At 37.9% G+C, this 26,979-nt stretch carries 26 protein-coding genes; 5 read left to right on the top strand and 21 right to left on the bottom strand.

What is annotated here, in order from left to right; translation table 11 throughout:
- Nucleotide 1: 1 nt before the first annotated feature.
- Nucleotides 2-1,273 carry a cytosine deaminase gene (locus tag MKY26_RS21885; RefSeq protein ID WP_322909918.1) on the bottom strand — a complete coding sequence of 424 codons (1,272 nt, stop codon included), beginning with the start codon at nt 1,271-1,273 and terminating at the stop codon, nt 2-4.
- Nucleotides 1,242-2,519 (bottom strand): cytosine permease, encoded by a 1,278-nt coding sequence (codB, locus tag MKY26_RS21880; RefSeq protein ID WP_307319080.1) that lies wholly within the window; start codon nt 2,517-2,519, stop codon nt 1,242-1,244. Before codB ends, MKY26_RS21885 begins: the two co-directional genes overlap by 32 nt.
- Before the next feature lie 722 nt (nt 2,520-3,241).
- Between codB and sstT the strand changes: the two genes are divergently transcribed.
- Nucleotides 3,242-4,462, top strand: a complete 1,221-nt coding sequence (sstT, locus tag MKY26_RS21875; RefSeq protein ID WP_095370447.1) for a serine/threonine transporter SstT — start codon at nt 3,242-3,244, stop codon at nt 4,460-4,462.
- A 321-nt stretch (nt 4,463-4,783) separates the two neighbouring features.
- Here the strand turns inward: sstT and MKY26_RS21870 are convergent, their stop codons facing one another.
- Nucleotides 4,784-5,734, bottom strand: coding sequence for an NAD(P)H-dependent flavin oxidoreductase (locus MKY26_RS21870; RefSeq protein ID WP_095370448.1), 951 nt, complete (start codon nt 5,732-5,734; stop codon nt 4,784-4,786).
- Nucleotides 5,735-5,816: 82 nt separating this feature from the next.
- Here MKY26_RS21870 and MKY26_RS21865 point away from each other — a divergent pair, with 82 nt between their 5' ends.
- On the top strand, nt 5,817-6,347 hold the full coding sequence (locus MKY26_RS21865; RefSeq protein ID WP_307314825.1) for a gamma carbonic anhydrase family protein: 531 nt from the start codon (nt 5,817-5,819) through the stop codon (nt 6,345-6,347).
- An 8-nt stretch (nt 6,348-6,355) separates the two neighbouring features.
- On the opposite strand, the gene paaX is transcribed toward MKY26_RS21865, so the two are convergent.
- The 13 genes from paaX to MKY26_RS21800 form a co-directional block, all read right to left on the bottom strand.
- Nucleotides 6,356-7,240: a phenylacetic acid degradation operon negative regulatory protein PaaX gene (gene paaX, locus MKY26_RS21860; RefSeq protein ID WP_095370450.1), complete on the bottom strand. Its 885-nt coding sequence runs from the start codon at nt 7,238-7,240 to the stop codon at nt 6,356-6,358.
- Nucleotides 7,241-7,311: 71 nt separating this feature from the next.
- Complete coding sequence (locus tag MKY26_RS21855; protein WP_341098637.1) at nt 7,312-8,088, bottom strand: enoyl-CoA hydratase-related protein; 777 nt, start codon at nt 8,086-8,088, stop codon at nt 7,312-7,314.
- 295 nt (nt 8,089-8,383) lie between these two features.
- Nucleotides 8,384-9,589 (bottom strand): thiolase family protein, encoded by a 1,206-nt coding sequence (locus MKY26_RS21850; protein ID WP_341098634.1) that lies wholly within the window; start codon nt 9,587-9,589, stop codon nt 8,384-8,386.
- 1 nt (nt 9,590) lies between these two features.
- Nucleotides 9,591-10,460 carry a 3-hydroxyacyl-CoA dehydrogenase gene (locus MKY26_RS21845; protein WP_095370453.1) on the bottom strand — a complete coding sequence of 290 codons (870 nt, stop codon included), beginning with the start codon at nt 10,458-10,460 and terminating at the stop codon, nt 9,591-9,593.
- 81 nt (nt 10,461-10,541) lie between these two features.
- Complete coding sequence (locus tag MKY26_RS21840; protein ID WP_341098632.1) at nt 10,542-12,059, bottom strand: aldehyde dehydrogenase family protein; 1,518 nt, start codon at nt 12,057-12,059, stop codon at nt 10,542-10,544.
- Nucleotides 12,060-12,076: 17 nt separating this feature from the next.
- A complete protein-coding gene (locus MKY26_RS21835; protein ID WP_095370455.1) occupies nt 12,077-12,850 on the bottom strand; it encodes an enoyl-CoA hydratase-related protein in 774 nt (257 codons plus the stop codon).
- Between the two features lie 14 nt (nt 12,851-12,864).
- Nucleotides 12,865-13,641 carry an enoyl-CoA hydratase/isomerase family protein gene (locus MKY26_RS21830; protein WP_095370456.1) on the bottom strand — a complete coding sequence of 259 codons (777 nt, stop codon included), beginning with the start codon at nt 13,639-13,641 and terminating at the stop codon, nt 12,865-12,867.
- On the bottom strand, nt 13,638-13,943 hold the full coding sequence (locus tag MKY26_RS21825; protein ID WP_095370457.1) for an EthD family reductase: 306 nt from the start codon (nt 13,941-13,943) through the stop codon (nt 13,638-13,640). The genes MKY26_RS21830 and MKY26_RS21825 overlap by 4 nt, the downstream gene beginning before the upstream one ends.
- A gap of 15 nt (nt 13,944-13,958) precedes the next feature.
- Nucleotides 13,959-14,459: a 1,2-phenylacetyl-CoA epoxidase subunit PaaD gene (gene paaD, locus MKY26_RS21820; protein ID WP_341098627.1), complete on the bottom strand. Its 501-nt coding sequence runs from the start codon at nt 14,457-14,459 to the stop codon at nt 13,959-13,961.
- 31 nt (nt 14,460-14,490) lie between these two features.
- Nucleotides 14,491-15,300: a 1,2-phenylacetyl-CoA epoxidase subunit PaaC gene (gene paaC / locus MKY26_RS21815; protein ID WP_341098624.1), complete on the bottom strand. Its 810-nt coding sequence runs from the start codon at nt 15,298-15,300 to the stop codon at nt 14,491-14,493.
- Nucleotide 15,301: 1 nt separating this feature from the next.
- Complete coding sequence (paaB, locus tag MKY26_RS21810; protein ID WP_095370460.1) at nt 15,302-15,640, bottom strand: 1,2-phenylacetyl-CoA epoxidase subunit PaaB; 339 nt, start codon at nt 15,638-15,640, stop codon at nt 15,302-15,304.
- A gap of 13 nt (nt 15,641-15,653) precedes the next feature.
- Nucleotides 15,654-16,604 (bottom strand): 1,2-phenylacetyl-CoA epoxidase subunit PaaA, encoded by a 951-nt coding sequence (gene paaA, locus MKY26_RS21805; RefSeq protein WP_341098619.1) that lies wholly within the window; start codon nt 16,602-16,604, stop codon nt 15,654-15,656.
- Nucleotides 16,605-16,724: 120 nt separating this feature from the next.
- A complete protein-coding gene (locus tag MKY26_RS21800; protein WP_341098617.1) occupies nt 16,725-18,050 on the bottom strand; it encodes a phenylacetate--CoA ligase family protein in 1,326 nt (441 codons plus the stop codon).
- A 492-nt stretch (nt 18,051-18,542) separates the two neighbouring features.
- Between MKY26_RS21800 and MKY26_RS21795 the strand changes: the two genes are divergently transcribed.
- Nucleotides 18,543-18,788, top strand: coding sequence for a ferredoxin (locus tag MKY26_RS21795; RefSeq protein ID WP_095370463.1), 246 nt, complete (start codon nt 18,543-18,545; stop codon nt 18,786-18,788).
- A 311-nt stretch (nt 18,789-19,099) separates the two neighbouring features.
- On the opposite strand, the gene MKY26_RS21790 is transcribed toward MKY26_RS21795, so the two are convergent.
- The 5 genes from MKY26_RS21790 to MKY26_RS21770 all read right to left on the bottom strand — a co-directional run bounded on the left by MKY26_RS21790 (nt 19,100) and on the right by MKY26_RS21770 (nt 24,341).
- Entirely contained in the window at nt 19,100-19,927 is an 828-nt protein-coding gene (locus MKY26_RS21790) for a hypothetical protein (protein WP_341098616.1), read from the bottom strand.
- A gap of 281 nt (nt 19,928-20,208) precedes the next feature.
- Nucleotides 20,209-21,192 carry an ABC transporter substrate-binding protein gene (locus tag MKY26_RS21785; RefSeq protein ID WP_341098615.1) on the bottom strand — a complete coding sequence of 328 codons (984 nt, stop codon included), beginning with the start codon at nt 21,190-21,192 and terminating at the stop codon, nt 20,209-20,211.
- Nucleotides 21,193-21,207: 15 nt separating this feature from the next.
- Nucleotides 21,208-22,518, bottom strand: coding sequence for an NtaA/DmoA family FMN-dependent monooxygenase (locus tag MKY26_RS21780; protein ID WP_341098614.1), 1,311 nt, complete (start codon nt 22,516-22,518; stop codon nt 21,208-21,210).
- Nucleotides 22,519-22,757: 239 nt separating this feature from the next.
- Nucleotides 22,758-23,663, bottom strand: a complete 906-nt coding sequence (locus MKY26_RS21775; protein ID WP_289432908.1) for an ABC transporter ATP-binding protein — start codon at nt 23,661-23,663, stop codon at nt 22,758-22,760.
- Nucleotides 23,664-24,341 (bottom strand): ABC transporter permease, encoded by a 678-nt coding sequence (locus MKY26_RS21770; protein WP_095370468.1) that lies wholly within the window; start codon nt 24,339-24,341, stop codon nt 23,664-23,666.
- 145 nt (nt 24,342-24,486) lie between these two features.
- Here MKY26_RS21770 and MKY26_RS21765 point away from each other — a divergent pair, with 145 nt between their 5' ends.
- On the top strand, nt 24,487-25,194 hold the full coding sequence (locus MKY26_RS21765; protein WP_095370469.1) for a response regulator transcription factor: 708 nt from the start codon (nt 24,487-24,489) through the stop codon (nt 25,192-25,194).
- Entirely contained in the window at nt 25,191-26,894 is a 1,704-nt protein-coding gene (locus MKY26_RS21760; protein WP_095370470.1) for a sensor histidine kinase, read from the top strand. Before MKY26_RS21765 ends, MKY26_RS21760 begins: the two co-directional genes overlap by 4 nt.
- Nucleotides 26,895-26,979: the final 85 nt, after the last annotated feature.

The raw sequence follows: 26,979 nt of genomic DNA, 5'->3' as shown, positions 1-26,979 counted from the left end.
TTCATTTTTTAAAATTAACTTGCTCAACATGATCTCCAAATGTAATATTGGTTACTTGTGGCTTCGTTTCAGCTATCACTTTACCTCCGCGAATAGAATAAAGGATTGTCGCTTGTTTCCTAACGGCCTCATATTCATTTTCTGCTTCAAGGATAATAAAATTCGCCGGTTTACCTTTCTCAATACCATATTCATCCTCGATTTGTAATGTCTTTGCACTATTTTTCGTAATCAAATCGATTGAATTGACAATTTGTTCATAACCTAGCAACTGTGAAGCGTGAATACCCATATGAAGTACTTGTAACATATTTCCTGTTCCTAGAGGATACCAAGGGTCAAAAATATCATCATGACCAAAGCAAATATTAAGTCCAGCTTCTTGGATTTCTTTTACCCTAGTCAATCCCCTTCTTTTTGGATACGTATCAAATCTTCCTTGCAAATGAATGTTGACTAATGGGTTTGAAACAAAATTAATGTTAGACATCTTCAGTAAGCGGAATAGCTTATATGTGTAAGCATCATTATAAGAACCCATCGCTGTCGTATGACTTGCTGTTGTTCGTGTTCCTAAACCCCGCTCATACGCCTCTTTAGCAACAACCTCAACAAAACGTGACTGTTCATCATCTATTTCATCACAATGAATATCAATTAAACGATTGTATTTTTCGGCAAGGTCAAAAGCAATCTTCATCGACTCTACGCCATATTCTCTTGTAAATTCAAAGTGTGGAATACCACCAACGACATCGACACCCATTTTCAACGCTTCTTCCATCAGCTCTGCCCCACTTGGATACGATAAAATCCCTTCTTGCGGGAAAGCAACAAGCTGGATATTAACATAGTCTTTCATTTCTTCCTTTACTTCCAATAAAGCTTTAACAGCTGTTAAGGTTGTATCTGTGGTATCGACATGTGTGCGAACATGCTGAATCCCTTGGGCAATTTGCCATTTTAGCGCTTGCTTCGCCCTTGTTTTAACATCTTCTGGAGTTAAAAATGCTTTCCGCTCTGACCATCTTTGGATTCCCTCAAATAAAGTACCACTTCTATTCCATTCTGGCTCACCTGCTGTTAAAGTTGTATCCAGATGAATATGAGGTTCAATAAATGGAGGTAAAGTGAGCGCCCCATCAACATCAATTACTTGTTCACCATCTGGAACTTCAATTGTTTTTTGTGTAATCTCGTGAAAAACACCATCTTTAATAATTAATTGCCATAGCCCTTCTTTACCCCGTAATTTCGCGTTCTGTATGATCATTAGTTGTCATCTCCTTAGATTTTGATATTTTTGCTACAATGAAGGTTAAAACGATATAAATGATTGCTGTGCCAAACAATGCATTAAGAGGTGTGATGCCCGGCATAATTTGAGCAAAAGTAACCCCTAGTGCCCATGCTCCCATGGCCACCCAATTAATGACTTTAAATTTCGCTTGCTCAAATCCTTCATAGTTTCTACGTTTAATGAAGAAGTAATCGGCTATGATAATCGCACCGATAGATGGTACGGCAGCACTTAGGATATTTAAGAAACCAACGAAGTTATTGTACATCCACATAGCAAAGATGGTACCAACCAAACCATTTACGACAACAAATACTTTCTTGGAAATCTTCGTAATATTGGCAAAACCAAGCCCCGATGCATATAAGGCGTTATCATTCGTTGTCCAGATGTTAAGTCCTAATACAAGTACAGCTGGAATCATCAATCCCTGTAAAAACATGACTTCAGATATATCAGCTAAACCATATGCCATCGCACCGACTGCACCAAATAAAAACATAAGTGAATTTCCTAAGAAAAAGGCGATGACCGTCGCTGTTACGGCTTGCTTAGAAGTCCTAGCAAACCTTGCAAAGTCAGGTGTCAATGTTCCGCCGCTTATAAATGACCCTATGCAGATGGACAATGCTGCAGCAACTGTCATCGTTTGCGCAGGTGTATAATCCATTAAGCCTTCTAAGCCACCAAAAGCTGAAATTCCTTCTATAACTGAATAACCACCCAAGAGTGTGATTGCTGGTACTGCAATAAACCCTAAAATAACCAATGACTTCATCCCGTAGAGAGAAGTGATTGTCATCGCAATACCGAAACCAAAGATAAGTGCATACACATTCCAATCTAGCGCTGTTGCTACAGGAACAGCAAACATAGCCACACCAACACCAAACCAACCGACTTGCGTAAATCCTAGTAAAAAGGAAGGTAAATACGACCCTTTCTCTCCAAAAGCATATTTAGCTAAAAGATGTGTGGACAATCCTGTCTTGGCAGCAATATGTGCAAGAGCACCTGTATATATGCCTAATAGTAAATTCCCTAAGAGGACGATGATAATAAACTCACTAAAGCTGAGTCCTATACCAAGCTCGCCTCCTGCTAACATGCTTGCTGAGAAAAACGTGAACCCTAACATAACAAATAATGTCTTCCAGAAATTATTTCTCTGCGATTTTGGCACCGCTTGCCACGAAAACTCTTGATCGATTTTACTCATTTGTAAATCCCTCCATCAGTTTTCTGATACCAAAAAGCAGAAAAAAAAGAGACTAATCATCAGTTAGATCTGACAATTAGCCCCTAATTTCATTATCTGTATATGATTATATATAGTATTTCTCTCTAGAAAATACTATATCACTACAGAAATAATGATATCCGCTGCCCTTGCCAGCCTCTCTGGACTGAATTAAAGGTACCAGTATTTAATTGAGTTTATTATTGCAGATAATCAAGCTGCAGTCAATAGTATTTAATATATGAAATATTTTACAATAACATTCCATTCAATGGTATTTACCTGTGAAATATCTATATAATCAAAATGAAAAATAATAAAGCAGGAACTTACGTTTTTATAAACCTAGGTAAATTCAAATACCTTCGTCGCTGCTTTATAAATATATTAAATATGTAATAAAAAGGAAGGAAGACAATTAATCATTATGTAAAACGATCACAAAAAATCTAAAACTAGCGAACGGGAAGTAACATATCTTGCGAATGCCATCATTTACTATTTTTATTTTATATCTATTAAAGAAAGAGCAGCACATAGACTCTTTGAAGGAAAATCATCTATCAAAAATGAATATTTCGAAATAATTTCTTATTCCGTTAATGAACAATTCGTGATACACTTATTGAAAGATATTGTCCACGTGGACGCGACAACTGTACATTATATTAATATATTAAATTTGAATTTGGAGGAGCATCATGAAAAACTTCATACGTAAATGGAGCGAAATTAGTTTAGTAAAGCGTATTCTAGCTGGTCTGATTATTGGTATTATATTAGCTTTAGTTGTTCCACAAGCTAGTTGGATTTCTATATTTGGTTCTCTATTTGTCGGTGCTTTAAAAGCTGTTGCACCAATTTTAGTCTTATTTCTAGTTATAAACGCCATTGCTAGTCATAAAACAGGCCAACAAACGAATATGAAAATGATTATCTTTCTATATGCAATAGGAACATTTTCAGCTGGTGTCATCGCCGTAATTGCTAGCTTCATTTTCCCTGTAAGCCTTACACTCCAAACGGGAGCAGATGATGTAACACCACCTGGCGGGATTGTAGAAGTATTACAAACATTATTATTTAATATAGTAGATAATCCAGTTAACGCATTGATGAATGCGAATTATATTGGTATTTTAGCTTGGGCAATTGTATTAGGTATTGTTTTAAAATCAATTGCTGCAGATACAACCAAAACGGCATTAGCAAACATCTCAGACGCGATTACTACTATTGTTAAATGGGTAATTGAGTTAGCACCAATCGGTATTTTAGGTCTTGTTTTTGATGCGATTGCTTCTAATGGCCTTTCCGCATTAACAGAATATGGACAGCTTTTAATCTTGTTGCTTGGCTGTATGTTCTTTATTGCACTTGTAGTTAACCCATTGATCGTTTTCATTTTCACAAGAGAAAACCCTTATCCAATGGTTTTACAAACATTAAGAGAAAGTGCGATTACTGCATTCTTCACTAGAAGCTCTGCTGCTAATATCCCTGTAAACTTAAATCTTTGTAAAAAGATGGATTTAGATGAAGATACTTATTCTATCTCTATCCCACTAGGTGCTACAATTAATATGGCAGGAGCTGCTGTGACTATCTCCGTATTAACACTAGCCGCTGCCCATACTCTAGGTATTGAAGTAGATCTTTGGACAGCCATTATTTTAAGTGTCCTATCTGCTGTATCTGCTGCCGGTGCATCAGGTGTCGCTGGGGGCTCTCTATTATTAATTCCTCTAGCAGCTAGCTTGTTCGGAATTTCTAATGATGTAGCCATGCAGGTCGTTGCAGTTGGATTCATTATTGGAGTTCTACAAGACTCTTGTGAAACCGCATTGAACTCATCTTCTGATGTATTGTTTACTGCGACTGCAGAAAAGGCAAAAAAACGCAAACAAAATCACGTGGCATAAAGCATAGAGGTTGGGACATAAGTATATAGCTAATGATTTATCCGAATGATTAACATCTAATCATTCGGTTTTTTTCTGTGATTTGAATCCTTATATGAATAAGAATAGTGAAAGAAGCGGAAGACACTCGACTCCTGCGGGAAATAGAGGGAAAGCTGAGACCCCGCAGGCAATGCCGAGGAGGCTCAGCCCCTCCCCGCGGAAAGCGAGTGTCTGTAGTGCAATGGAACGGACTTTTTTGCAAATGATTTTTTATAAACTATATTTTGTTATTGTTCGTTTTTGAAATTAGTTCATCTAATAATGTCGTGACTCTTTTACTTATTTAAATAACTGCTGATGAATTTTACTTACCTGCGCTTCTAAATCCTTCATCATTTGTTCAATTAAGGCTTTCACAGTCGGGATTCTGTCAATAAGCCCAACAACCTGCCCACCATTTATGAAGCCGTTTTCAAAATCACCCTCAATAGCGCCTAATACATGCTGTGTTTCCGATGTTTTTGCTAAATATTGTTCAACTGAATCATTTTCCTGTTCTGCTAGTACTGTTTGAGTATACGGCACAGTGATGACTCTTCTTACTTTCCCATGTGGTCTGCCTAATATCATTGTTGAAAGGTCATCACCCTGAATGATTTTTTTCTTATAGTTTTCATGAAAAGGTGCTTCTTCTGTGGCAATAAACCTCGTTCCCATTTGGCAACCACTTGCTCCTAACATCATAGCTGCTGCTAATCCACTCCCATCACCAATACCACCAGCTGCAACAACCGGAACATTTACAGCCTTGACGATTTGTGGAATTAACGTAAAAGTCGTAAGTTCTAAGCTTGAGTTAATTCCCGCTGCCTCAAAACCTTCCGCTACTAATATATCCGCTCCTGCTCGTTCCGCCTTCATAGCATGCTTCACTGAAGCGACAACGACAATGACTTTTATCCCCACCTCATGTAGCTTAGCTATGTATGGTGCTGGATTCCCTGCTGAAAGAGAAACAATCGGCACTTGCTCTTTTATAACCAATTTCATCATCCCTATTACGTCTTCTGTAACAGTCAGGGGAATATTGACGGCAAACGGTTTTGTTGTCATTTCTTTCACTGCTTTAATCTTTTCGGCTACTTCTTCAACGGATGATGTCCCACAACCGATCGTCCCTAAGCCCCCTGCTTCAGATATAGCCGCTGTTAATTGTGCAGAGCTGATATTGCCCATCCCTCCTTGAATAATGGGATATTGAATATTTAAAAGAGTTGTTAAGTATTTCATTTTTTCACCACCTGTAATAATTATGTTATAATAAATTTTAATGTATGACAATTCTAAAAAATATAAAAGTGAGGAAAAAATAATGATCATACCTTACCGAGACAAGAAACCTTCTGTAGATCAAACCGTATTTCAAGCACCAGGATCTTATATTATTGGCGATGTAATCATTGGGAAACAATCCTCTGTTTGGTTTAATGCTGTCATTAGAGGAGATGAAGATAGAATAATCATTGGAGAACGGTGTAGTATTCAAGATAATGCAACCATTCATCTATATGAAGGTTCACCAACAATTATTGAAGATGAAGTAACAGTAGGCCATAATGCTATTCTTCATGGTTGCCATATTGGTAAGCGCTCAATTGTAGGTATGGGATCAACCATTTTAGATGGGGCACACATTGGAGAAGAATGTATTATTGGTGCCAATACGCTTATACCAGCCAATAAAAAAATTCCACCACGCTCCCTTGTGATCGGCTCACCCGGAAAAGTTGTACGTGCAATCGATGATAAGGATCTGGCGTTAATACAACTTTCTATTGATAGTTATGTGCAAAAAGGCGCAGAATTTCAAGGGCAACAAGTAAAAAACGATGGCCAGAAATAGCCATCGTTTTATTCTTCACTCATTAAAGGATGCTTCGACACATCATAATCGGCATCTTTTCGTTTGATATCATTATCCTTCCGAAAAATCTCTTCGAAGAATTCATTTGCAGGTTCTGCAAGTAATTTATAATATTGCGTAAATAAAAGTGCTGCATGGTTCCCATTCCACTCTACAGGAAGGAGCTCCTTCGGTAGACCTGGATCGATAAAGAGAAATTTACGGTATTCATGAACAAGTAATGTCCTTTCGACAAAACACTCTGCTTTCGTCATTTTCCCATCTTGAATCATACTTTGATGAATAATATATTGCTTACTATATGTAGAAATAAACTCTTCATACTTTGCTTGAATTTCATCTACAGGCCAACTTCTCTCCACTAATGACAGGCTATCTTGAGGCCCCTTATATTCCGAAACAAAGAAGTCAACATAAGACTCTATCTCATACTTCTTAACAAGTTGCTTGACTTCTTTTTCTAGGTTATTTGGTGAGATCCAAAAACCATTTTGAAAACTACCGAATCCACTCCAAACAAGCTCTTTTCTGAACTCATCACGAACCTGGCGTTTTTCCTCTGGAATCGAATACATAAGAAAACACCATTTACCTTTCCAACTATGCGGGTTCAGTTTAAATATCCTACCCGCAGCTTCCTCCATCCGATCTTCTCCACGCGGGGTCAAATAGTAATAGCTTTTATTCCCTTTCTTTTCAGACTGAACCCAGCCTTGCTTGTACATTCGGGACATGGCTACTCTTGTTGACTGCTCATTATGGCCAAATTCTTTCAGTAGGTGAATGAGCGTACCTATCCAAATCTTATTGCCATAATGACGCAAGTAATCTCCATATATCGTAAAGATTAAAGATTGCGTATTATTGCCCATTTCTATCACACTCTTTTTCCATTCGTACTTTATCTTTTATCTTATCTAAAAAAGACAAAGAAACGCAATAGTTATTTCCCTTGAAACACCGGTTGTCTTTTTTCACTAAATGCTTGCAGTGCCTCGACACGATCATTTGTCGGTAACGTTAGTTCATATGCCTTCGATTCAATCGCCATCCCAGTTTGAATATCCGTGTTCATCCCTTGTGAGATTGCATATTTTGCCTGGATGAGCGCCACAGGCCCGCTTTTCAACATTTGTTGTGCGAAGTTGATGCAAGTCGATTGTAAAGCCTCTTTCTCTACTACTCTTGTCAAAATTCCTAATCCATATGCTTCATTGGCAGATATTTTCGCGGCTGTGAAGATTAACTCCTTCGCTTTCATTTCTCCAACCACTCTCGGTAAGCGCTGTGTACCACCAGCACCTGGAATGATTGCCCAACTCGTTTCAGTTAAACCTAATTTAGCATCTTCTACTGAGAGAGCAAAATCACAAGCAAGAATCAGTTCGAACCCTCCACCAAAGGCATATCCGTTTATTGCAGCAATCGTTGGCATCGGTAGATTTGCAATATCATTGAACACATCACGAATTAAGCGGACATTTCTTCTTGTTTGTTGTTCATTCAATGTTTTTCTTTCTTTTAAATCTGCTCCAGCACTAAAGGCTTTATCTCCTGCCCCTGTGAAAATAACCACACGTACATCTGGATTTATTTGCATATCCGCTACCGTTTCTTGAAGCTGTTTCAGTGTAGCATAATCAAAACAATTAAGGACGTCTGGACGATTAATCGTAACCGTTGCAATATGATTCTCTAGCTTGAATAATACGTTTGTCATTGAGTTTTCCTCCTTTAAAGGATACTATTTGATAGATTTAATCGCTGGATGTTTAGCCTATTGATACCATAATTTATGGATTGTTAATATCAGGATTTTGCCATTGCTATAATGCCCTCTTTTGTGAGGCTCTCATTTACCAAGAACGAAAATTTTACACTTTCGACGTAGCGTGGATCACTTTCCTCTGATAATGGTTCTTGCCTTTTCACTTAATAACACAAGATTTACTCCCTATTAAATGCTGCAATGTCCCCTTATACATGAAGGGGACATTGCCAAACAATATCATTCTTTATTCCTCTACATTTTTCACAATAGCAGCAATACCTTGTCCCACTCCAATACACATCGTTGCTAGTCCATATGTTTCTTTTCTACGTTTCATTTCATATATCAATGTCGTAAGAATTCTCGCACCACTTGCCCCTAATGGGTGACCGAAGGCAATCGCCCCTCCGTTGACGTTGACTTTGTCTGTATCTAATTCAAGTTGTTTCACGCATTCTATTGATTGTGATGCAAAAGCTTCGTTTAGTTCAACCAAGCCAATATCAGCTGTAGATAAATTGGCACGGTCTAGCGCCTTTCTTGATGCATAGATTGGGCCGAGTCCCATGACTGCTGGTTCTAGTCCGGCTGTTGCACCAGCAACATAGGATACTAATGGTTTTAGTCCTAACTCTTTTGCTTTATCCGCACTCATAATTAACAATGCACTTGCACCATCATTGACACCAGAAGCATTGCCTGCAGTAATTGTTCCGCCTTCAAAAATGGGACGTAGTTTAGCTAACTTTTCTAATGAGGTATCGGGACGTGGGTGCTCGTCCGTATCCACTACTACTTCATTTCCTTTACGATCGTGATAGACAACAGGGACCATTTCCTCTTTAAAAATATTAGCGTCCATAGCGGTTTTTGCACGTTGTTGGCTTTCGTAAGCAAATCTATCTTGATCTTCACGAGAAATATTGTAACGTTTGGCTACATTTTCAGCTGTTTGTGGCATCGAGTCTGTACCATACATTTCATGAAGCTTTTTATTCGTAAAACGCCAACCAATCGTTGTATCGAACATTTCCATATTACCTCTTGGGTAGTCTTTACTCGGTTTAGCCATCACAAATGGTGCACGCGTCATACTCTCTGTACCACCAGCAATATAAACGTCACCTTCACCAATGGCAATCGCACGTGCTGCATATAAAACAGCATCTAATCCGGACCCACAGAGGCGGTTCAATGTTGTACCTGCAACATCAATAGGTAAACCTGCTAAAAGGGCTGACATACGCCCAACGTTCCGATTGTCTTCTCCCGCTTGATTGGCATTGCCTAGGACAACCTCTTCTATTTGCTCAGCAGGTAACCCAGGGTTCCGATCGACCAATGCTTTAATGACTGTTGAACCTAAATCATCGGGACGGACATCCTTTAATGCGCCTTTATAGCGACCAATTGGTGTTCTTACTGCATCAACGATAACAACTTCTCTCATTTTACAGGGCCTCCTCGGGTTTTTTCGTGTAATCATAGACGCCTTTGCCAGATTTTCTTCCCAATCTGCCAGCTTTGACGTATTGTTCTAGTAATGGAGCAGGACGGTATTTTTCACCTAATTTTTCATGTAAATACCTTAAGTTGTTTAATCTTGCATCCAAACCTACCAAATCGACTAATTCGAATGGCCCCATCGGATAATTCAGACCTAACTTAATCGCTTTATCAATATCTTCTGGCGTCCCTAATCCTTCTTGAAGCATGTAAAATGCTTCATTTCCGACGAGCGCACTCATTCGACTCGTTACAAACCCTGGAAACTCATTTACAACAACTGTTTCCTTACCCATTTTGCCAGCAACACCTTCAATAAAAGCAACTGTGTCATCATTCGTTTCTAATCCGCGAATGATTTCAATTAGCGGCATTTTATGTACCGGGTTGAAGAAGTGCATGGCGATTGTTTTTTCTGGACGGTTCGTATAAGAGCCAATTTCCGTCGGGCTCATTGTTGATGTATTGGAGGCAAAACGACAATGTCCAGGTGCAAATTGATCTATCGTTTCAAAAATGTCCCTTTTAATGCTCGCAATTTCTGGAACAGCCTCAATAACAAGATCCGCATCAGCCACTACTTGTTTCAAGTCTGTTGCATAGCTTAGATTCGCTTGAGCCGCGGCTGATTGTTCACCCGTAATTTTCCCACGAGAAACACCTTTTGCAAAAATACTTTCAATCTCTTTTTTTGCACTGTTCAACGCTTCTTCCTTTATATCATTCAAGACAACTTCGTATCCACCGACTGCACTCACATAAGCAATCCCTCTGCCCATCACACCTGATCCGACAACAACAATTTTACTCATCATGCTCTCCTCCTCTATTTCCCATTAATAAATGAAGGCGGATGCCAAGCGTCAATAGTCTTGGCATCCGCATATGTGTATTCCTTAAATGCCGAATGGGTTCAGCGGTTTGTTCCCAAAATAAGAAATAATACTTTTTGTTTCTGTATAAAGATCTAATGTTTCAATACATAGTTCACGACCGAAACCTGACTGTTTGTAACCACCAAAAGGTGTACCAGGGAAAGCAGAGAATGGGCAGTTCACCATAACAATTCCTGCTTCAATTTTGTTTGCTACTCTAGTTGCTTTTGCTCCGTCTTTTGTCCAAACAGCTGAGCCTAAACCATACACAGTATCATTCGCCAGTTTAACTGCTTCTTTTTCATCTTTGAATTTCATGATGACAACAACTGGCCCAAAGATTTCTTCTTTAACCACTTTCATCTCATGATTCACATTAGCAATCACTGTAGGCTCATACCAAAAGCCATTTTCAAATCCTTCTACTTGCGCACCTTTCCCACCCGCAAGAATTTCAGCGCCTTCATCTTTGGCAGATTGCACATAACCATCAATGACATCCCATTGGTTCTGATCAATAATAGCACCAACATGTGTCCCTTTATCAAATGGATTACCTAATGTTAATGACTTTGTTTTTTCAACAAATTTCTCTACAAATTCATCGTAAATATCCTCATGTACATAGAGACGAGAACGAGCTTCACAAGATTGACCTGTGTTATAGTAAATTCCGTAGATCGATCCTACAACTGCTGCATCAATATCCGCATCATCGAAAACGATATTTGGTGATTTTCCACCTAGCTCTAATGTCACGCGTTTTAATGTATCTGAAGCTTTCGCCATAATATCTTTACCAATTGGTGTTGATCCTGTGAAAGCCACTTTATCCACTCTATCGTGCTCTACTAAGTAATTCCCTACATCTTTACCTGATCCAGGAACGATATTTACTACTCCTGCTGGGACACCTGCTTCGATGCAGATTTCTCCTAAAATAATCGCTGTAAGTGGTGTTAAGCTAGCTGGTTTCACAACGATTGAACATCCAACTGCAATCGCAGGAGCAACCTTCCAAGCAGCCATCATTAGAGGATAGTTCCAGGGGATGATTTGTGCACAAACCCCTACAGGTTCCTTTTCAGTATAGTTGTGAAATTGTCCTGCCATTGGATTGACTGTTCCGCGGTGGCCAACAATCGCGCCTGCATAAAATTCAAAATCCTCAATCGCTTGCATCACTTGTCCTTGTGCTGTGCTTAATGTTTTACCCGTATCAAGCATCTCTAATTCAACAAGTTCATTAAATCGACTACGCATAATAGCAGCGATTTTATTCATAATACGCGATCTTTTATTAACGGGAAACTTCTTCCACTTTCCGTTGTCAAATGCTTCTCTTGCTGCTAAAACTGCTTTTTCTGCATCTTCTTTTGACGCTTTTGCCACCTCTGCCAATAATTCACCAGTAGCAGGGTTATAAGTTTTGATTGTTGCTCCGCCTGTGCTTTCTACTTTTTCGCCATTAATTATCAGGTGATAGTAATCTCTCTTCATTGATACTGCTTCTTTAGCTGTTTCTTGAACTGTTGCCATGTCTACCACTCCTAATTTTATTGTCCGATATATTCAGGTTGTCTTTTCTCTATAAATGCTTGAACGCCTTCTTTTGCATCCTTTGTTAAACCAGCAATTCGTTGCCCTTCTGCTTCTTTTTCTAAATAAGCATCTAGCGGGAGATTCTCTGCCAGTGTTAAGTATCTTTTAATTAAGCCAATGGCTTTTGTAGGCATTTTCGCTAATTTAATTGCAAATTCCTCTACTTCTTTTTGCCAAGTATCTTGTGGAATGACGCGATTAATCACACCCAGCTCCAAGGCTTTCTGTGCAGGGATTTTTTCCCCTAGAACAGAAATCTCTAGCGCTTTTGCTCGGCCAACTAAATGGCTAAGAAAATGTAAATTACCAGAGTCCGGAATTAGACCAATATTAACAAAAGCATTGATAAAACTAGCTTTTTCTGAAGCAAGACGAAAATCACACGCTAAAGCTAAACTAAATCCAGCTCCTGCAGCTACGCCATTCACCGCCGCAATAATAGGTTTTTCGCAAGCCATTATTGCTTTTACCATCGGTGTGTAATGATTTCTTAGTAAATCACCGTGATTCGTATCATCATTTACCTCAGCTAAATCTTGCCCGGAACAAAACGCTCTACCTTCACCAGTAATAACGATGCAGCGTACTTTTTCATCTTTACCCGCTAGCTTTACTGCTTGTGTAATTTCGCGATTCATTTCTGCAATAAAAGCGTTCAATTTATCGGGACGATTCAGCTTGATCCAACTGATTCCTTCATGACATTCATAATTAATTGTATTGAACATTGCCAACCTTCTTTCTATTTTCCGTGGAATTTGGGCTTTCTTTTCTCAATAAAAGCATTCATTCCTTCTTTTTGATCTTCTGAAGAGAAGAGTAGATAGAAGTTTTTTCGCTCATATTGCATGCCTTCATATAAAGAATAATCAACCGCTTTATTAACGGAATCTTTAATGAGGCGGATGGCTAGTGGCGGCTTTTCTGCAATCATTTTCGCAAACTTTAATGTTTCTTCTTCTAATAGTTCGCCAGATACAATTCTATTTACAAAGCCATGAGATTGCGCCTCTTCTACTTGAATACGTTTCGCACTCCATATCCACTCTAATGCGAGCGTGCGACCTACAAGTTTGGTTAAACGCTGTGTACCTCCAGCACCTGGCATCACACCTAGATTAACTTCAGGAAAGGAGAATTCCGTACCTTCAGCTGCAATCAATACATCACAACTTAAGGCCAGTTCAAATCCCCCTCCGAAAACAAAGCCTTGTACAGCGCCGATAATCGGTTTTTTTATCACTGAAAGACGATCCCAATCTTGAAATTGGTTTAGCAGCTCTAGATGAATGGGATCATCATTCGACATTTCGTCAATATCTGCGCCTGCTGAAAAAGCTCTTCCTTTGCCTTTGAGTAAGATGACTCTCACGGTATCGTCCTGATCATAACGCTCCATTACCTGAACAATTTCTTTCATCATTTGACGATTAAGAGCATTCAATTGCTTCGGACGGTTTAGCTCAATGATGCCAATATAATCCTCCACTTTTGTTTCTATAAACGCGTATTCACTCATTCGTCTTCTTCACCGATAGCAAAGCTAACCAGTTTACCTGCAAACCCCATTACATCTTTCGCTGATGCTTTACCTTCAGGTGACTTCATACCATTTTTCAATGCTTCATGATTTTCATAGTACATTTCACACATTAAATAAAATTTGGGCTCATCTCCGGTTGGTGTACCGACCATTTTTGTTACTTTCATTTTTTGTAATCCAGGGATTTTTTCAGTAATTGGCACGTGTACATTGTAATAATGCTCATCGAATGCTGCCTTATCTTCAGGTTGCTTGTAAAATGCGATTAATTTGACCATTGTTTATATTCCCCTTTACATTAAGTTTGATATTGGTTTCATTGCTTCAAATGGATTTTTACATGATTTACAATATAAAATACTTCTGCAGGCTGTCGGTCCAAATATATTATCAAGCGTGACATAGGTTGATCCGCAATAGGGGCAATCCACATGCCAAGAACCGTCTTCTGTAAAATGCTTTGGAGGTGGAGCAATACCAAACGCCTTTAGTCCTTTTTGTCCTTTTTCTGTAATGCGATCTGAAGTCCATGGAGGTGCAGTTTTAAATAATACTTCTACTGCTTCTACCCCCGCTACACTTTGGATTTGTTCGACCACATTCTTCTTGATGATTTCAAGTGCTGGACACCCTAAAAAGGTTGGAAGCATCGTAATCGATACATACGAATCATGTATTTCTACACCCTCGATCATCCCTAGGTCTACCACACTCACTGTGCTAATTTCAGGGTCCTGAACTAATTCAAGCGCTTCCATAATGTCCTTTTCAGCTACTAAAGTCGATTGATACATCTCTATTCCTCCTCACATGTTCTAAAAAATCTTACCAAGGAACAGCAGGATTGAGGCGATAAACCTCTGATAACGTACTTAACGCCCGGTCAAGTTCCTCAGTGTGTTCCCCTAAACGTCCATTTCGATCTGGTTGCTGTATGATATGCGATTCGATATGAAGCGCTTTCACTACTTCTTCAAGTGCTGCTTCCCATCTTTGTTTTAATACCGTTGCATCTTCAATTAAAGCAAATTCTTTAAAGCTTTGAGATGCATTACCATAAGAGAAAACATCACCAAAGTCAGCCATTACTCCTTCAATTGCTTTGTTCATACGCTCTTTAGCCTCGTCAGATGAAGACAATAATTGCGTAAACCATGTCCTCCAGTGTATATGATGATAAAACAATTCCATGCTAACTTTTGTGGCTACTTCAGCTAGTGGCTGATAGGTGGTTTTTTTCAATGAATCTACTTTCACTTTTTTTGCTAGCGTATAGAAATAATTGCGAACAACTGCATATGCCCAATCATATCTTGGTGTTTCCATATAGTAGCCTGCACCATTTTCGCGTTCTACTAATATACTATTCTTTCTTTCCTTCGCCGATCGTCCATGTGCTAGATCATCTATCTTTCCATACCCCAGCTCTTCTAGTAAACCGTAATACATTTTCGCATGACCCATCGTATCTTGACTGATGGAAGATGAAGCAACATCTTCTTCAATATGAGGCGCCAGCCCTAGCCATTCTGAACCGCGGTAAGAGAGGAGAAAGTCATCATCAGCAAGCTGAAATAAAAGCTCAGCAAGTGCTTCTTTATGCGCTGGTGTCATTTCCACTGCATTTGTGCTCATCTTACTTCTCCCCCCATGATAGAATCTCTTTTTCATCTAACATTTGTTGCTCGTAATGGCGCCATTTTTTCTTTAAGTAGCCATACCCTTTTGTTGTTCTGTATTCCTTATTATCTAACCGGTTCAACATCTGCTTTTCTTCATAATTTAAACCACGAATTTCTTTACGATTAACCACCCAAATATCTGCTACAGGTTCACGGCGCAAAAAGTTCTCTTGTGCCATAACCATAGCCATTTCAGCATTAGGGGCAAGCAAGCTAAATTGATGTTGAAAGGCTGCTTTTGATGTCTTTTTACTAAATACTTCGAATTCTTGAAAAAATTCATTACTACCCATCTGACTTCCTCCTTTAGCTAATCTGACCTAATGCTTCTCGCACCCAAGCATTATTTTCGTAAGATACGCGGCGAAGATTTAAGCGTTCCTGAGATTTAGGACCATTATTTCTCATGATTTCTTTTAATTTCGACCAATCAGGTTGTTGATAGGTCCATTCTTGCTTCTCTTCATCAAAACGGATGGTTGGATCAGGAATCTCTAAGCCAAGAGATAGAATTCTAGGTACATATTTTGTGAGGAACGCTTGACGCAATTCTTCATTTGTTTTTGGTCTGATTTTGTATTTGATGGTAATATCTTGTTTTGACTTGCCTACTTGGGAACTTGGGGGTCCGAAGAATAACAGAAGTGACTCCCACCATCTTGTCACAGCATCCTGCACCATTTCTCTTTGTTCCTCTGTTCCCTCTGCTAATGCCATGATAATCGCTTCACCGTGTTGAGCGTGGAAGACTTCTTCCGCACAAATACGATGCAATGCTCTCGAATAGGGTGCATACGAACTGTTAAGCATATTGGTCTGTGTAATGATAGCCGCACCATCTACTAACCAACCAATTAAACCTGCATCTCCCCAACTCGGTGCCGGCATATGAAATACATTATGAAATTTCAATTTTCCTGTAAAAAGATCCTGCATAATGTCATCTCGTGTTTTGCCAGTAGGCTTAAGTAAGTCTTCAGCGACACGCAATAGTAATTGGCCATGCCCCATTTCATCTTGTACCTTTGCCATGATGCCGAGTTTTCTTTGTATAGACGGGGCTTTAGGTACCCATTCTTTCTCTGGAAGCGCTCCCATAATCTCACTGATTCCATGCATAGAAATCAATTTAATTAATGCATTGCGATAATCTTCAGGCATCCAATCATCAGCTTCGATTTGTTCACCGCGATTAATCCGTTCCATAAACTGTTCATACTTTTGTTCTTCTGTTTCCGCTACAACTGAACTACTCATCTACCTTCCCTCTCTTCTTTGAGTTATTTTATATTTTATATAACGTTTATATAACGATATTATATATTATAGTTATGTTATAAAGCAAATTTATTTTTCTGATTATTCATTTTAATCTTTTCACAAGATGACTTCGACTTGTCGCTTATCAACGATCCTAACAGCTTTCCCTTCTGATCTCGGGATACTCCTTGGTGGATGTACTTTAACTTTCATCGAAACTAGACAGTTATTTTTCATGGAATGCTGTACTTTTTTCATTAAACCTAAAGTATATCCCTCTAAATCGACACCGTTCGATTTTTGATACATAAATTCATCCATTTCTACATGAAGTTCTACACTATCCAGTACCCCATCATTGAGTAAATGTACTTGATAGATAGGTGCCAATTCTTCTATTTGTAATAAATAATGCTCGATTTCAGAAGGAAATACATTTACACCGCGAATAATCATCATGTCATCGATTCGCCCTTTAATTCGAGACATTTTTTTCGTTGTTCTACCACAAGAACAAGTACCAGATTTTACTGAAGCTAAGTCTCCTGTACGATAACGAATAATTGGAAACGCTTCCTTCGTTAAACTAGTAAAAACAAGTTCGCCGATTTCTCCTTCAGCTACTGGTTCTAACGTATCAGGATCGATTACTTCTACCAAGAAATGATCGTCAGCAATATGCAGACCTTGTTGTTCTTCATGACATTCCATCGCTACACCTGGTCCCATCACTTCACTTAATCCGTAAATATCACTTGCCTTTATACCGAACAACTCTTGAAGTTTTTTACGCATACCTTCTGTCCAAGGTTCTGCACCAAAAATGCCATATTTTAAGGAACTCTTAGCTGGATCTTTGCCTTGCGCTTTCATTTCTTCTGCAATTTTCAAAATATAAGAAGGGGTACCTGCAATCACTGTCGGTTTGAAATCCTCAATAATCATTATTTGGCGATCGGTATTGCCACCAGATACCGGAACTGTCGCCATTCCTAACCTTTCTGCACCAAAATGAATCCCTAATCCCCCAGTAAATAGCCCATAGCCATAGGCATTTTGGAAAATGCCATCCGGTTCACCACCAGCTAAGGCAATCGCACGAGCAGCTAAATCAGCCCAGTTATCAACGTCATTTTGAGTATAACCAACTACCGTTGGTTTCCCACTTGTACCAGATGAAGCATGTACGCGAAGGACATCCTTCATCTCTACCGCAAACAAGCCATAAGGGTAGTTATCTCTTAAATCGGATTTTTTTGTGAAAGGAAGTTTACTTAAATCATCAAGCGTTTGGATATCATTCGGAGTAATATTTAATTCTTGAAACTTATTTTGATAGAAAGGGACATGTTCAAATACTCGATTCACAGTTTTCTTTAATCCTTCTAACTGTAGCACTTCCATTTCAGACTTACTAAAGGTTTCAGCTTTGTGTAGAATCATCTTTTTATCTCCTTATTGGTTATTGTGGCTTTTTCTTTTTGATAGCTACTCATATAAGTAAATTATTTTAATCGTTGAAACACCCCAATGAACAGTGTTGTTATGTGGAGATTGTGTAAGTATTTTTGTAAAAAAGCTTTTGAGCACCAACCTTCTATAGAAAAAGCCCGTTTTTAAAACGCTTTCATTTAAAAAACATATATAAATATAACCTTTTACAAGTTTACAACCGTAAAAAAGTTATATTTATTTTCACTTAAATTATCACATAATTTTTTAAATGTAAATAAAAATCAGATATTTTAAAATAGAGGTAATATAATTATAATAAGTCAAAAACATTGGTAATTAAGGTTATAACCGTAAATTATTTATTTCTAAAATATTTGACAAATCATAATTCTCCAATTATCATTCCGTATATAACATTATTAAGTTAACCGTATTTTTTTAGTTATAATTAGTATCTAAACTTTTATTGGAGGTTATATCATGGCCAAATATACGATTGTAGACAAAGAAACTTGTATTGCTTGTGGCGCTTGCGGTGCTTCCGCTCCAGATGTGTATGATTATGATGACGAAGGAATCTCTTTTGTCATTCTCGATGATAACCAAGGAAATGAACCAATACCTGAAGATCTCCTCTTTGACGTTGAAGACGCCATCGATGGATGTCCAACAGATTCGATCAAATTGAGTGATACACCATTTAACGGTGTGCCCGTTGAATCATAAAGAATTAATTGCTCGGGTACCTTGCGTACTCGGGTTTTATTCTTGTAAAATAGTTCGCTCACTTCGTAATATATAAACCCTGCTAATATTTTTTGTGGTCTTATTTAAATGGCGAATTATTTCTTGGTAGATTCAAGATACTGTCTGTTTTTCATCGCTTATACTTTCGAATAATTTTTTAAGAGCAACGATCTTTACCATTGTAATGATTAATAATCCAGATAATTTTAAATATAGTAAAATAAGTAATAATAAATTAATATCATTATATAATTTTTCTATAGTAAGAAACTATTAATTACGGGCTTCATTTATTTGGAACTTGTTCCAAAGATAAAAATTATACTCAGATCACCTTTTGCGAGGCACTCATTCCAGGGTTTCTTTCGGAGTTGACTTGCTAACACTTTTTGCGAGGCGCTCATCCGCAGTTTCCATTCTGAGTGATTTGCAAACACCTTTTGCGAAGCACTCATCCGCAGTTTCCATTCTGAGTGATCTGCAAACACCTTTTGCGAGGCGCTCATCCGCGAGTTCCTTTCTGAGTGACCTGCAAACACCTTTTGCGAGGCGCTCATACCCGAGTTTCTTGCTGAGTAACCTGCAAACACCTTTTGCGAGGCGCTCATCCGCAGTTTCCATTCTGAGTGATCTGCAAATACCTTTTGCGAGGCGCTCATCCACGAGTTTCTTGCTGAGTGACTTGAAAACACCTTTTGCGAGGCGCTCATTCCCGAGTTTCTTGCTGAGTGATCTGCAAACACCTTTTGCGAAGCACTCATCCGCAGTTTCCATTCTGAGTGACCTGCAAACACCTTTTGCGAAGCGCTCATCCCCGAGTTTCTTGCTGAGTGATCTGCAAACACCTTTTGCCAGGCGCTCATCTCAGGGTTTCTTTCTGAGTGACTTGCAAACACCTTTTGCGAAGCACTCATCCGCAGTTTCCATTCTGAGTGATCTGCAAATACCTTTTGCGAGGCGCTCATCTCCGAGTTTCTTGCTGAATGACCTGCAAACACCTTTTGCGAAGCACTCATCCGCAGTTTCCTTTCTGAGTAACCTGCAAACACCTTTTGCGAAGCGCTCATCCACGAGTTTCTTCCTGAGTAACCTGCAAACACCTTTTGCGAGGCACTCATCCCCGGATTCCTTTCTGAGTGACTTGCAAACACGCCTTCTTTTTAGAAAATGATTAAATACCGGCGGAGACAAATGAGGCCACCCAAAATATTGGGTGGCCTCGAAATTCTATATAGAAAAAGGTAATCTAGTCAATTATTGTCCATAATGGATATATAGCTCAGCACGTCGGAAAGGGGGTCCATAGGCGAGAGCGAAAAAAAATATGGATGGTGTGTATATTGGACAATAACTGCTAGAGTACTATCATCTTTTGATGATATTCCTTATTCCTGCGATATTATTTAGATAAATCTTCTTGTAATGCTTTTAAAAATTCAACACGGCTATTTGCAGGGCCGCCTTCTAATAGTGGATCAATCGTATTTACATATACTTGATCTTCTTTAAATGCCGTAATGTTTTTCACAATAGGATCGTTTTGTAAATCTTCTAAAGCGTTTTTCGCCTCTGCATTTTCACTTTCAGCAAATTGGATGAATAGGTGGTCTGGATTCATATCTGCTAACTGCTCAATTGAAAGTTGTGCTTGGTTCTCTGCTGCTTCAATCTCTGCTGGTACTTCTAATCCTAATTCACTATATAAAACAGGATTGACGAATACATCTTGTGGATAAACAAATACTTGACCTGCGCGGATACGTACAGCTGCTACTTTTTTACCTTCTAATTCTCCAGCAATAGATGCTTTTGCAGTTTCTACATCTTCTTTATATGCATTTAATACTTCTTCTGCTTTATCTTCTTTTCCAGAAATCTCACCCATTAACTTTAAGTTTGCTTCCCAATCAGTAGAGATATAAGAAACAGGAATAGTCGTAGCAATTTTCTCTAATTTCTCTGTTACATCTACAGGGAATTTAGATGTTGCTAAAATAACATCTGGTTGTAACTCAAGCACTTTTTCAAAGTTCGGTTGTCTTTTTTCACCGATAGATTCAGCTTTATCTGTGATAGAAGTATAAATTTCAGGAAATTCTCCTCCAACTGAAATAGCACCCACTGGATGTACATCTAATGCTAACGCATCTTCCATTGCTTCCATGGCACCAGTAATTACGATTCGCTCTGCATTAGCAGGGATTTCGTATGATTTACCTAAGTACTCAATTGTTTTTGTACCATCTTCACTGCTTTCTTCGGTTTTTGCATCATCTTCCTCTTTGTTCGAAGCATTTGACTCTTCACTACTACCTCCACCACAAGCGGCTAATACTAACATGATGAACATCATTAAACTAGCTAACATCCACTTTCTATTCACTATTATTCTCTCCTTCTAGTTCTTCTTCTTTGTTAGATTTGTTATAAATGTATTACTTTCATACTCTTCTCTGAACAATCCTTTTTCTACAAGTAATGTTAGCAGCTTATCGAAAAATAGTTGTAGTGACCTTATTGAACCACCTGGTAAAGCAATAAAACCATCCATTGCTCCTTTATCCAGCCAGTATTCAATCTGCTGTGCAGCCTCCTCGACTGTGCCGATGATTATCCAATGAGCCGAACTGATAACCTCTGGCCTTGATAGTAATTGCTGAACTGTTGGTTCATTTTTGATAATGTAATCTTTTAACAGTCCTTCATGTGTTTTGCTATACACTTGTCGATCATTATGCGGTATGTGCGCTGCAGTTACTTTGTCATCTTTAGCAAATCCACTCAGATCCAGGCCCAGTATACGCCGTACCATTGCCAATTGTTGCTCCAGACTTAGATGTGCAAAAGCATCACGATAAAGCGCTTTTGCTTCAGCAGTTGTATTTCCTAAGAAAAGTGATAATCCTGGTAATACAACAATATCATCAGCTTTTCTACCTTTTGACTTTGCACGATTGCGCAAATCTTGACGATAACTTATCGCTGATTCGATTGTAGGTGTGGCAGCAAAAATTCCTGATGCCACACCAGAAGCAAACTCACGCCCAGCATCAGAAGCACCTGCTTGAAATAATGGTAATTCTCCAGCAAGGTGAGCAGGTAAATTCAGTGGTCCTCTCACATCATAAAAATCACCTTGATAATCAATTCGATGAATTTTATCCTTATCAGCAAATATTCCTTCATCCCGATTAACTAATAAAGCTTCAGCAGGGTAGCTCCTCCACAACTTACGAATAACATCTACGCTCTCTTTCGCACGATTATACCTTTCCTCTGAAGAAGGCATGTTCTTATGGCCAAAATTATCTCCACCTTCAATGGAAGTGACAATGTTCCACCCTGCTCTTCCTTCACTTAATCGATGAAGTGTCTGTAATTGCCTTGCAATCACGTATGGTGGGTTAAAAGTAGTCGAAACAGTTGTGACTAATCCAATCTGACTTGTGTGCTCTGCCAGCATCGTCATTAACAATGTCGGATCTAATCCTCCCATCGCTGGTGAAACATTGACTCTTTCTGGATGCAAAAATAATGCATCTGGTTTGAATACAAAGTCCAACTTTGCTTCTTCTGCCTTTTTCGTCAGATCTATGTAAAAATCAGCAGAAAATATACGTTCTGCACTACTATCTTTTTTGCGCCAACCCCAGCCATTTAACCAAGTAGGTGATAATGATAACCCTATACAAAGATGCTTCTCACTCATTACTATTCAACCTTCCCTACAGTTGCTGCCACTAACATTCCCATATAAAAAACGATTTTCATTCAGAGATTCTGTTTGATAATGAGAATCATTTTCATTATAGGATGGAATGAAAAAAAAATCTAGTGTTATTTTGAAATTATTTGTTAATTTTTTCTTTAGCTCAAATGTAAAAAATAAAAGGTAGCCCGAACCAAGAATGGTTTTATAGGCTACCTTTATGATACTTAAAATCCGGTCTATCCTTCTAAGAATACTTCCTCAAGGCTAGGCTCATCTACCTCAATACGAAAAATATCAATTTTATATTGGTTAAAAGCTCTTACAATTTGAGCAATTTGTTCCTCCTTTTCTAAAGTTATTATTGTTTTCTCATCTTCTCGTTGTATCTCTTCACTCATATTATTTAACCATTGGATGACCGTATGTTCTTGATCTTGCGGAAAAATTGAATGTTTCATTGTCACAATCAGCTTCGACCGGTAATACGCTTTAAGTTCAGCAATTGTACCAAGTTTCTGTAGCTTGCCATCTTTCATAATTCCAATTCTGTTACAGAGCTTTTCAACTTCATATAAATTATGCGAAGTTAAAAATATCGTTTTCCCCATTTCCTTTAACTTAATGATTAATTGTTGAATTTCTATCGCAGATTCAACATCTAATCCCGAGGTTGGTTCGTCTAAAAATAATACTTCCGGATCATGAATAATCGCTTGAGCTAACCCTAGTTTTTTCTTCATCCCAAATGAGTATTTACCCACTCTTTTATTCGCATCTAAACCAAGTCCAACCCATTTTAAGACACGTAAACATTCTGCAGTCGTCACTTTTTTTCCAGAAATATTGGCAAAATATTTTAAATGAGCAATTGCATTCATATGATGATAGAATGCCGTATAGTCAGGCAATACTCCGATTCTTTTTTTCACTTCTTCATTTGGTACCTTTTCTCCTAGAATACTAAATGAGCCAGAAGTTGGTCGAAGAATACCTGTTAATATATTTATAAAAGTAGATTTTCCTGCCCCATTTCTACCAAGAAAACCGAAAACCTCTCCTTCTTCTACTTTTAAGTTTATCCCTTTTACAATATCGACTTTACCAAAGCGCTTTACTATATCTCTCGTTTCTATCACATTCATTTAACAATCCGTCCTTTTAAAAATAAAATAAGTCATACTATACATAACAGCAGCTTGTAAAAAAACGATAAGAAACTTAAAATCTTCGTCTTGCATATAGAATAGCGGCATCAAATATTTTAGATAGCTATACCATGCTGTAGATTCTAATATAACCATTTGAAAGATTGAAAAGGCCATCCCAAAAATCACACCAATAAACATTGTATATTGTGGACTCTTAATGACAATTGATAACAATAATGTAATAACGACAAGGTAAGTTAATAAACTTACTGTTTCCAAAAATAATCGCCCATCAAATGACTTAGAATAAAACAACGTTATTACATAACAGACAGTAAAACAGACAAACCAAAAAATCCATACTCCTAAAAATTTACCAAACAGAATATTTGCTTTGGATGTCTTCGTGACAAGAAAGCGCATCGTACGCTCACTCAATTCTCGATTTAAGACATCATGTGATAATGACATCACGAATAATGGACCAAAAAGTAGCAAGATTATCAGTAGACCACCCGCATACCAACTTGAAGTTTGTTCTAACTCCAGAATTGGTACTAATTGCTCCGTATACTTTGCAAAATAATAAGAACTGACTAAAAGAACAACAATCATAATAATCGATTTCACACTTTTGAATAATTGAAAGAATTCCTTCTTTGTAATTGCCATCAATGTTATTCCCTCCTTACGAACTACTATAATAGACTCACCTTACCTAATGAGTAACATCACCTTAATTCTACCTTAAATTTCCACAATCGCTTCTTAAAAATGATATGATATATGCGGAATACTAGCTAGGGGATGATAGAAATTGTATGATAGCAGACTATTAATAGTAGACGATGAACAGTCAATCTGTACGATGTTAGTGACGATTTTAAAAAAAGAAGGCTTTAACCATATACATACGACTGGCACAGCAGAAGATGCTTTATCATTATGTGAAAATAACGAGTATGATTTAATCCTTTTAGATGTGATGCTTCCATGTAAAAGTGGTTTTGACATCTGTCCAAGTATACGTGCGATCACTAATGCACCCATTTTTTTTCTAACGGCGAGAGCATCCGATCTAGATAAGTTATCAGGTTTTGCCTTAGGCGCTGATGATTATATTACTAAGCCCTTTAATCCACTTGAAGTCGTGGCACGGATACTTGCCCATTTACGTAGACAACAAACTCATTTACCATCAAAAAAATTAAAGCAATTCAACTTTGGCTCCCTTGAGATCAACATTCATTCAGGTGAAGTATATAAGAACAAGACAAAAATCGATCTCTCAGCTCAATTATTCCAATTACTCGTTTTCTTATGTAAGCACCCTAATCAACTATTCAGTAAAGGACAGCTTTATGAGCAAGTTTGGGGGGAGCCTTACTTAGGAGAAGATAATACGGTAATGGTTCATATTCGAAAGTTAAGAGAGAAAATCGAAGACAATCCTAGTGATCCAAAATGGATTGTGACTGTACGAGGGCTTGGCTATAAGTTTGTTAGTAGGGATACCCCAAAATGAGTATTCATCGACGTTTTATTACTCAATTTCTTTTGCAGTTGTTTTTTTATTTTATCTTCATTTCTTTTATTCTTTTAACCTTTACTGTTTTCTTTGGTTATTATTTATCAAAGGCGGAGATTGAAGGGAATGTTGGGAAAGCTGACGAACTATTTTTAGAGGATCAAATACAACTAAACAATGGGCATGTCACCATCCAATCAGAGTTAAAAGAGCTAGTAAAAAAGCAATCTGGATGGTTATTAATATTTGATAATAAAGGGCAGCTAATAAAGCATTTATACTCGCCTAAAGAGTTAGAAATGAACTTCTCAGCTTTGATAGATCATAAGGAGGATTACGATCGATATTATAGTTGGCAGTTATATAATGATAGTGAACAGCCACTCATTGTCATGTTTGGGCAAAGAAATAAAGCTGAGAAGCTCATTGATGAAATCGCCTCACATATGAACTGGACAACAGATGAATTGCAATTACCAAGGGATCTTCAACATGAAGTAATGAGTGTAGATGGATCCGTGTTTTTATCTACACTGGATGGGACAGTCTTGAATACCTTCAACAATGAGCAGAGACTGTCTATTAAAGAACTTTATCAATTAGGTAACAATAATAGCTTTTTGACAAAGAGTATTTCCAATCAGGAATCTAATAAGACACTCATTGTCTCTGTCCCTAATCCGATAAAAGAGGATGTTGAAGCAACAACGTTTATATATCATTTAAAATATCCACTGATCGCTCTCCTAATCGCTTTATTACTCACTTTTATTATTAGTGGCTTTTTATATTCGCGTAAGTTCGCATCACCTGTAACGACAGTGATCCAATGGATTGAAAATTTAGGGAATAAACAATATACGTCTCCTACAAATATTAGACATCAACAAAAGCTCTATAATAAGTCTGGAGTTATTAAGCATAAATATAGACTTTATAAAGAAGTAATGGAAACACTCTCTGCTGTAACCATCCAACTAGAAGAAAATGAAAAAATGCGAAAAAAACAAGCTAAAACAAGAGAAGACTGGATTAGTGGCTTATCACATGACTTGAAAACACCGCTTTCTTCTATTGTAGGTTACACAAAAATGTTAAATTCCGATCAATATCAATGGAGCCTAGATGAAAAAAAACATTTCATTGACACAATCGATGAGAAATCCCATTACATGATGGAGCTTATCGAAGACCTAACTTTAACTTATCGTTTACAGAATAACAGTTTACCTATTATAGAAGAATCAATAGAATTGAACGAAACGATACGTAGGACAATTATTCAGACAATGAATATGCAAGATGAGTATGCCTATACTTTTGATCTGCAATCAGAAACAAAGCAATTGATTATTTCTCTCGATCCTAAATGGTTCCAAAGAATTTTAGATAATCTCATTATGAATGCTGTGAAATACAACCCAAAAGGAACGACTATAACGATTACGACGCAGACGTTAGAAGAGAGATTGGTCATCATTACCATTGAGGATAATGGAATTGGTATGGACGATGAAACATTAGATAACTTGTTTGATCGCTACTATCGTGGGACAAATACGACTGATTCTTCTACTGGTACCGGATTAGGAATGGCAATCACTAAACAACTCGTCAAACTTCATGGAGGGTCAATTAAAGTACACAGTGATGTCGGTATGGGGACAAAAGTGAGGATTATCCTTCCCATTAATTAAGACACAACAAATTTCTTAGTGGATATGAATACTTCATTATATCCACTGCTTTTCTTTTTTAGCATGTACTTAAAACATCCTCTAT

This window comes from Cytobacillus sp. FSL R7-0680 (assembly GCF_038009245.1).
GTDB classification, from domain to species: domain Bacteria; phylum Bacillota; class Bacilli; order Bacillales; family Cytobacillaceae; genus Cytobacillus; species Cytobacillus kochii.
Note: the sequence above shows the minus strand (reverse complement) of the source record. Positions and strands in the feature narration are given on the sequence as shown.

What these genes read in the sequence shown, in the direction of transcription:
- MKY26_RS21830 (WP_095370456.1), bottom strand. Translation starts at nt 13,641, where the DNA reads ATGAGTGAATACGCGTTTATAGAAACAAAAGTGGAGGATTATATTGGC.
- paaC (WP_341098624.1), bottom strand. Translation starts at nt 15,300, where the DNA reads ATGAGCACAAATGCAGTGGAAATGACACCAGCGCATAAAGAAGCACTT.
- MKY26_RS21865 (WP_307314825.1), top strand. Translation starts at nt 5,817, where the DNA reads ATGATCATACCTTACCGAGACAAGAAACCTTCTGTAGATCAAACCGTA.
- MKY26_RS21775 (WP_289432908.1), bottom strand. Translation starts at nt 23,663, where the DNA reads ATGAATGTGATAGAAACGAGAGATATAGTAAAGCGCTTTGGTAAAGTC.
- MKY26_RS21800 (WP_341098617.1), bottom strand. Translation starts at nt 18,050, where the DNA reads ATGATTCTACACAAAGCTGAAACCTTTAGTAAGTCTGAAATGGAAGTG.
- MKY26_RS21845 (WP_095370453.1), bottom strand. Translation starts at nt 10,460, where the DNA reads ATGATGAGTAAAATTGTTGTTGTCGGATCAGGTGTGATGGGCAGAGGG.
- MKY26_RS21870 (WP_095370448.1), bottom strand. Translation starts at nt 5,734, where the DNA reads ATGAAATACTTAACAACTCTTTTAAATATTCAATATCCCATTATTCAA.
- MKY26_RS21760 (WP_095370470.1), top strand. Translation starts at nt 25,191, where the DNA reads ATGAGTATTCATCGACGTTTTATTACTCAATTTCTTTTGCAGTTGTTT.
- MKY26_RS21770 (WP_095370468.1), bottom strand. Translation starts at nt 24,341, where the DNA reads ATGGCAATTACAAAGAAGGAATTCTTTCAATTATTCAAAAGTGTGAAA.
- paaB (WP_095370460.1), bottom strand. Translation starts at nt 15,640, where the DNA reads ATGGGTAGTAATGAATTTTTTCAAGAATTCGAAGTATTTAGTAAAAAG.
- paaX (WP_095370450.1), bottom strand. Translation starts at nt 7,240, where the DNA reads ATGGGCAATAATACGCAATCTTTAATCTTTACGATATATGGAGATTAC.
- paaD (WP_341098627.1), bottom strand. Translation starts at nt 14,459, where the DNA reads ATGTATCAATCGACTTTAGTAGCTGAAAAGGACATTATGGAAGCGCTT.
- MKY26_RS21825 (WP_095370457.1), bottom strand. Translation starts at nt 13,943, where the DNA reads ATGGTCAAATTAATCGCATTTTACAAGCAACCTGAAGATAAGGCAGCA.
- MKY26_RS21780 (WP_341098614.1), bottom strand. Translation starts at nt 22,518, where the DNA reads ATGAGTGAGAAGCATCTTTGTATAGGGTTATCATTATCACCTACTTGG.
- MKY26_RS21790 (WP_341098616.1), bottom strand. Translation starts at nt 19,927, where the DNA reads ATGAGTGCCTCGCAAAAGGTGTTTGCAGGTTACTCAGGAAGAAACTCG.
- paaA (WP_341098619.1), bottom strand. Translation starts at nt 16,604, where the DNA reads ATGAGTAGTTCAGTTGTAGCGGAAACAGAAGAACAAAAGTATGAACAG.
- MKY26_RS21795 (WP_095370463.1), top strand. Translation starts at nt 18,543, where the DNA reads ATGGCCAAATATACGATTGTAGACAAAGAAACTTGTATTGCTTGTGGC.
- MKY26_RS21840 (WP_341098632.1), bottom strand. Translation starts at nt 12,059, where the DNA reads ATGGCAACAGTTCAAGAAACAGCTAAAGAAGCAGTATCAATGAAGAGA.
- MKY26_RS21855 (WP_341098637.1), bottom strand. Translation starts at nt 8,088, where the DNA reads ATGACAAACGTATTATTCAAGCTAGAGAATCATATTGCAACGGTTACG.
- MKY26_RS21885 (WP_322909918.1), bottom strand. Translation starts at nt 1,273, where the DNA reads ATGATCATACAGAACGCGAAATTACGGGGTAAAGAAGGGCTATGGCAA.
- MKY26_RS21835 (WP_095370455.1), bottom strand. Translation starts at nt 12,850, where the DNA reads ATGTTCAATACAATTAATTATGAATGTCATGAAGGAATCAGTTGGATC.
- MKY26_RS21850 (WP_341098634.1), bottom strand. Translation starts at nt 9,589, where the DNA reads ATGAGAGAAGTTGTTATCGTTGATGCAGTAAGAACACCAATTGGTCGC.
- codB (WP_307319080.1), bottom strand. Translation starts at nt 2,519, where the DNA reads ATGAGTAAAATCGATCAAGAGTTTTCGTGGCAAGCGGTGCCAAAATCG.
- sstT (WP_095370447.1), top strand. Translation starts at nt 3,242, where the DNA reads ATGAAAAACTTCATACGTAAATGGAGCGAAATTAGTTTAGTAAAGCGT.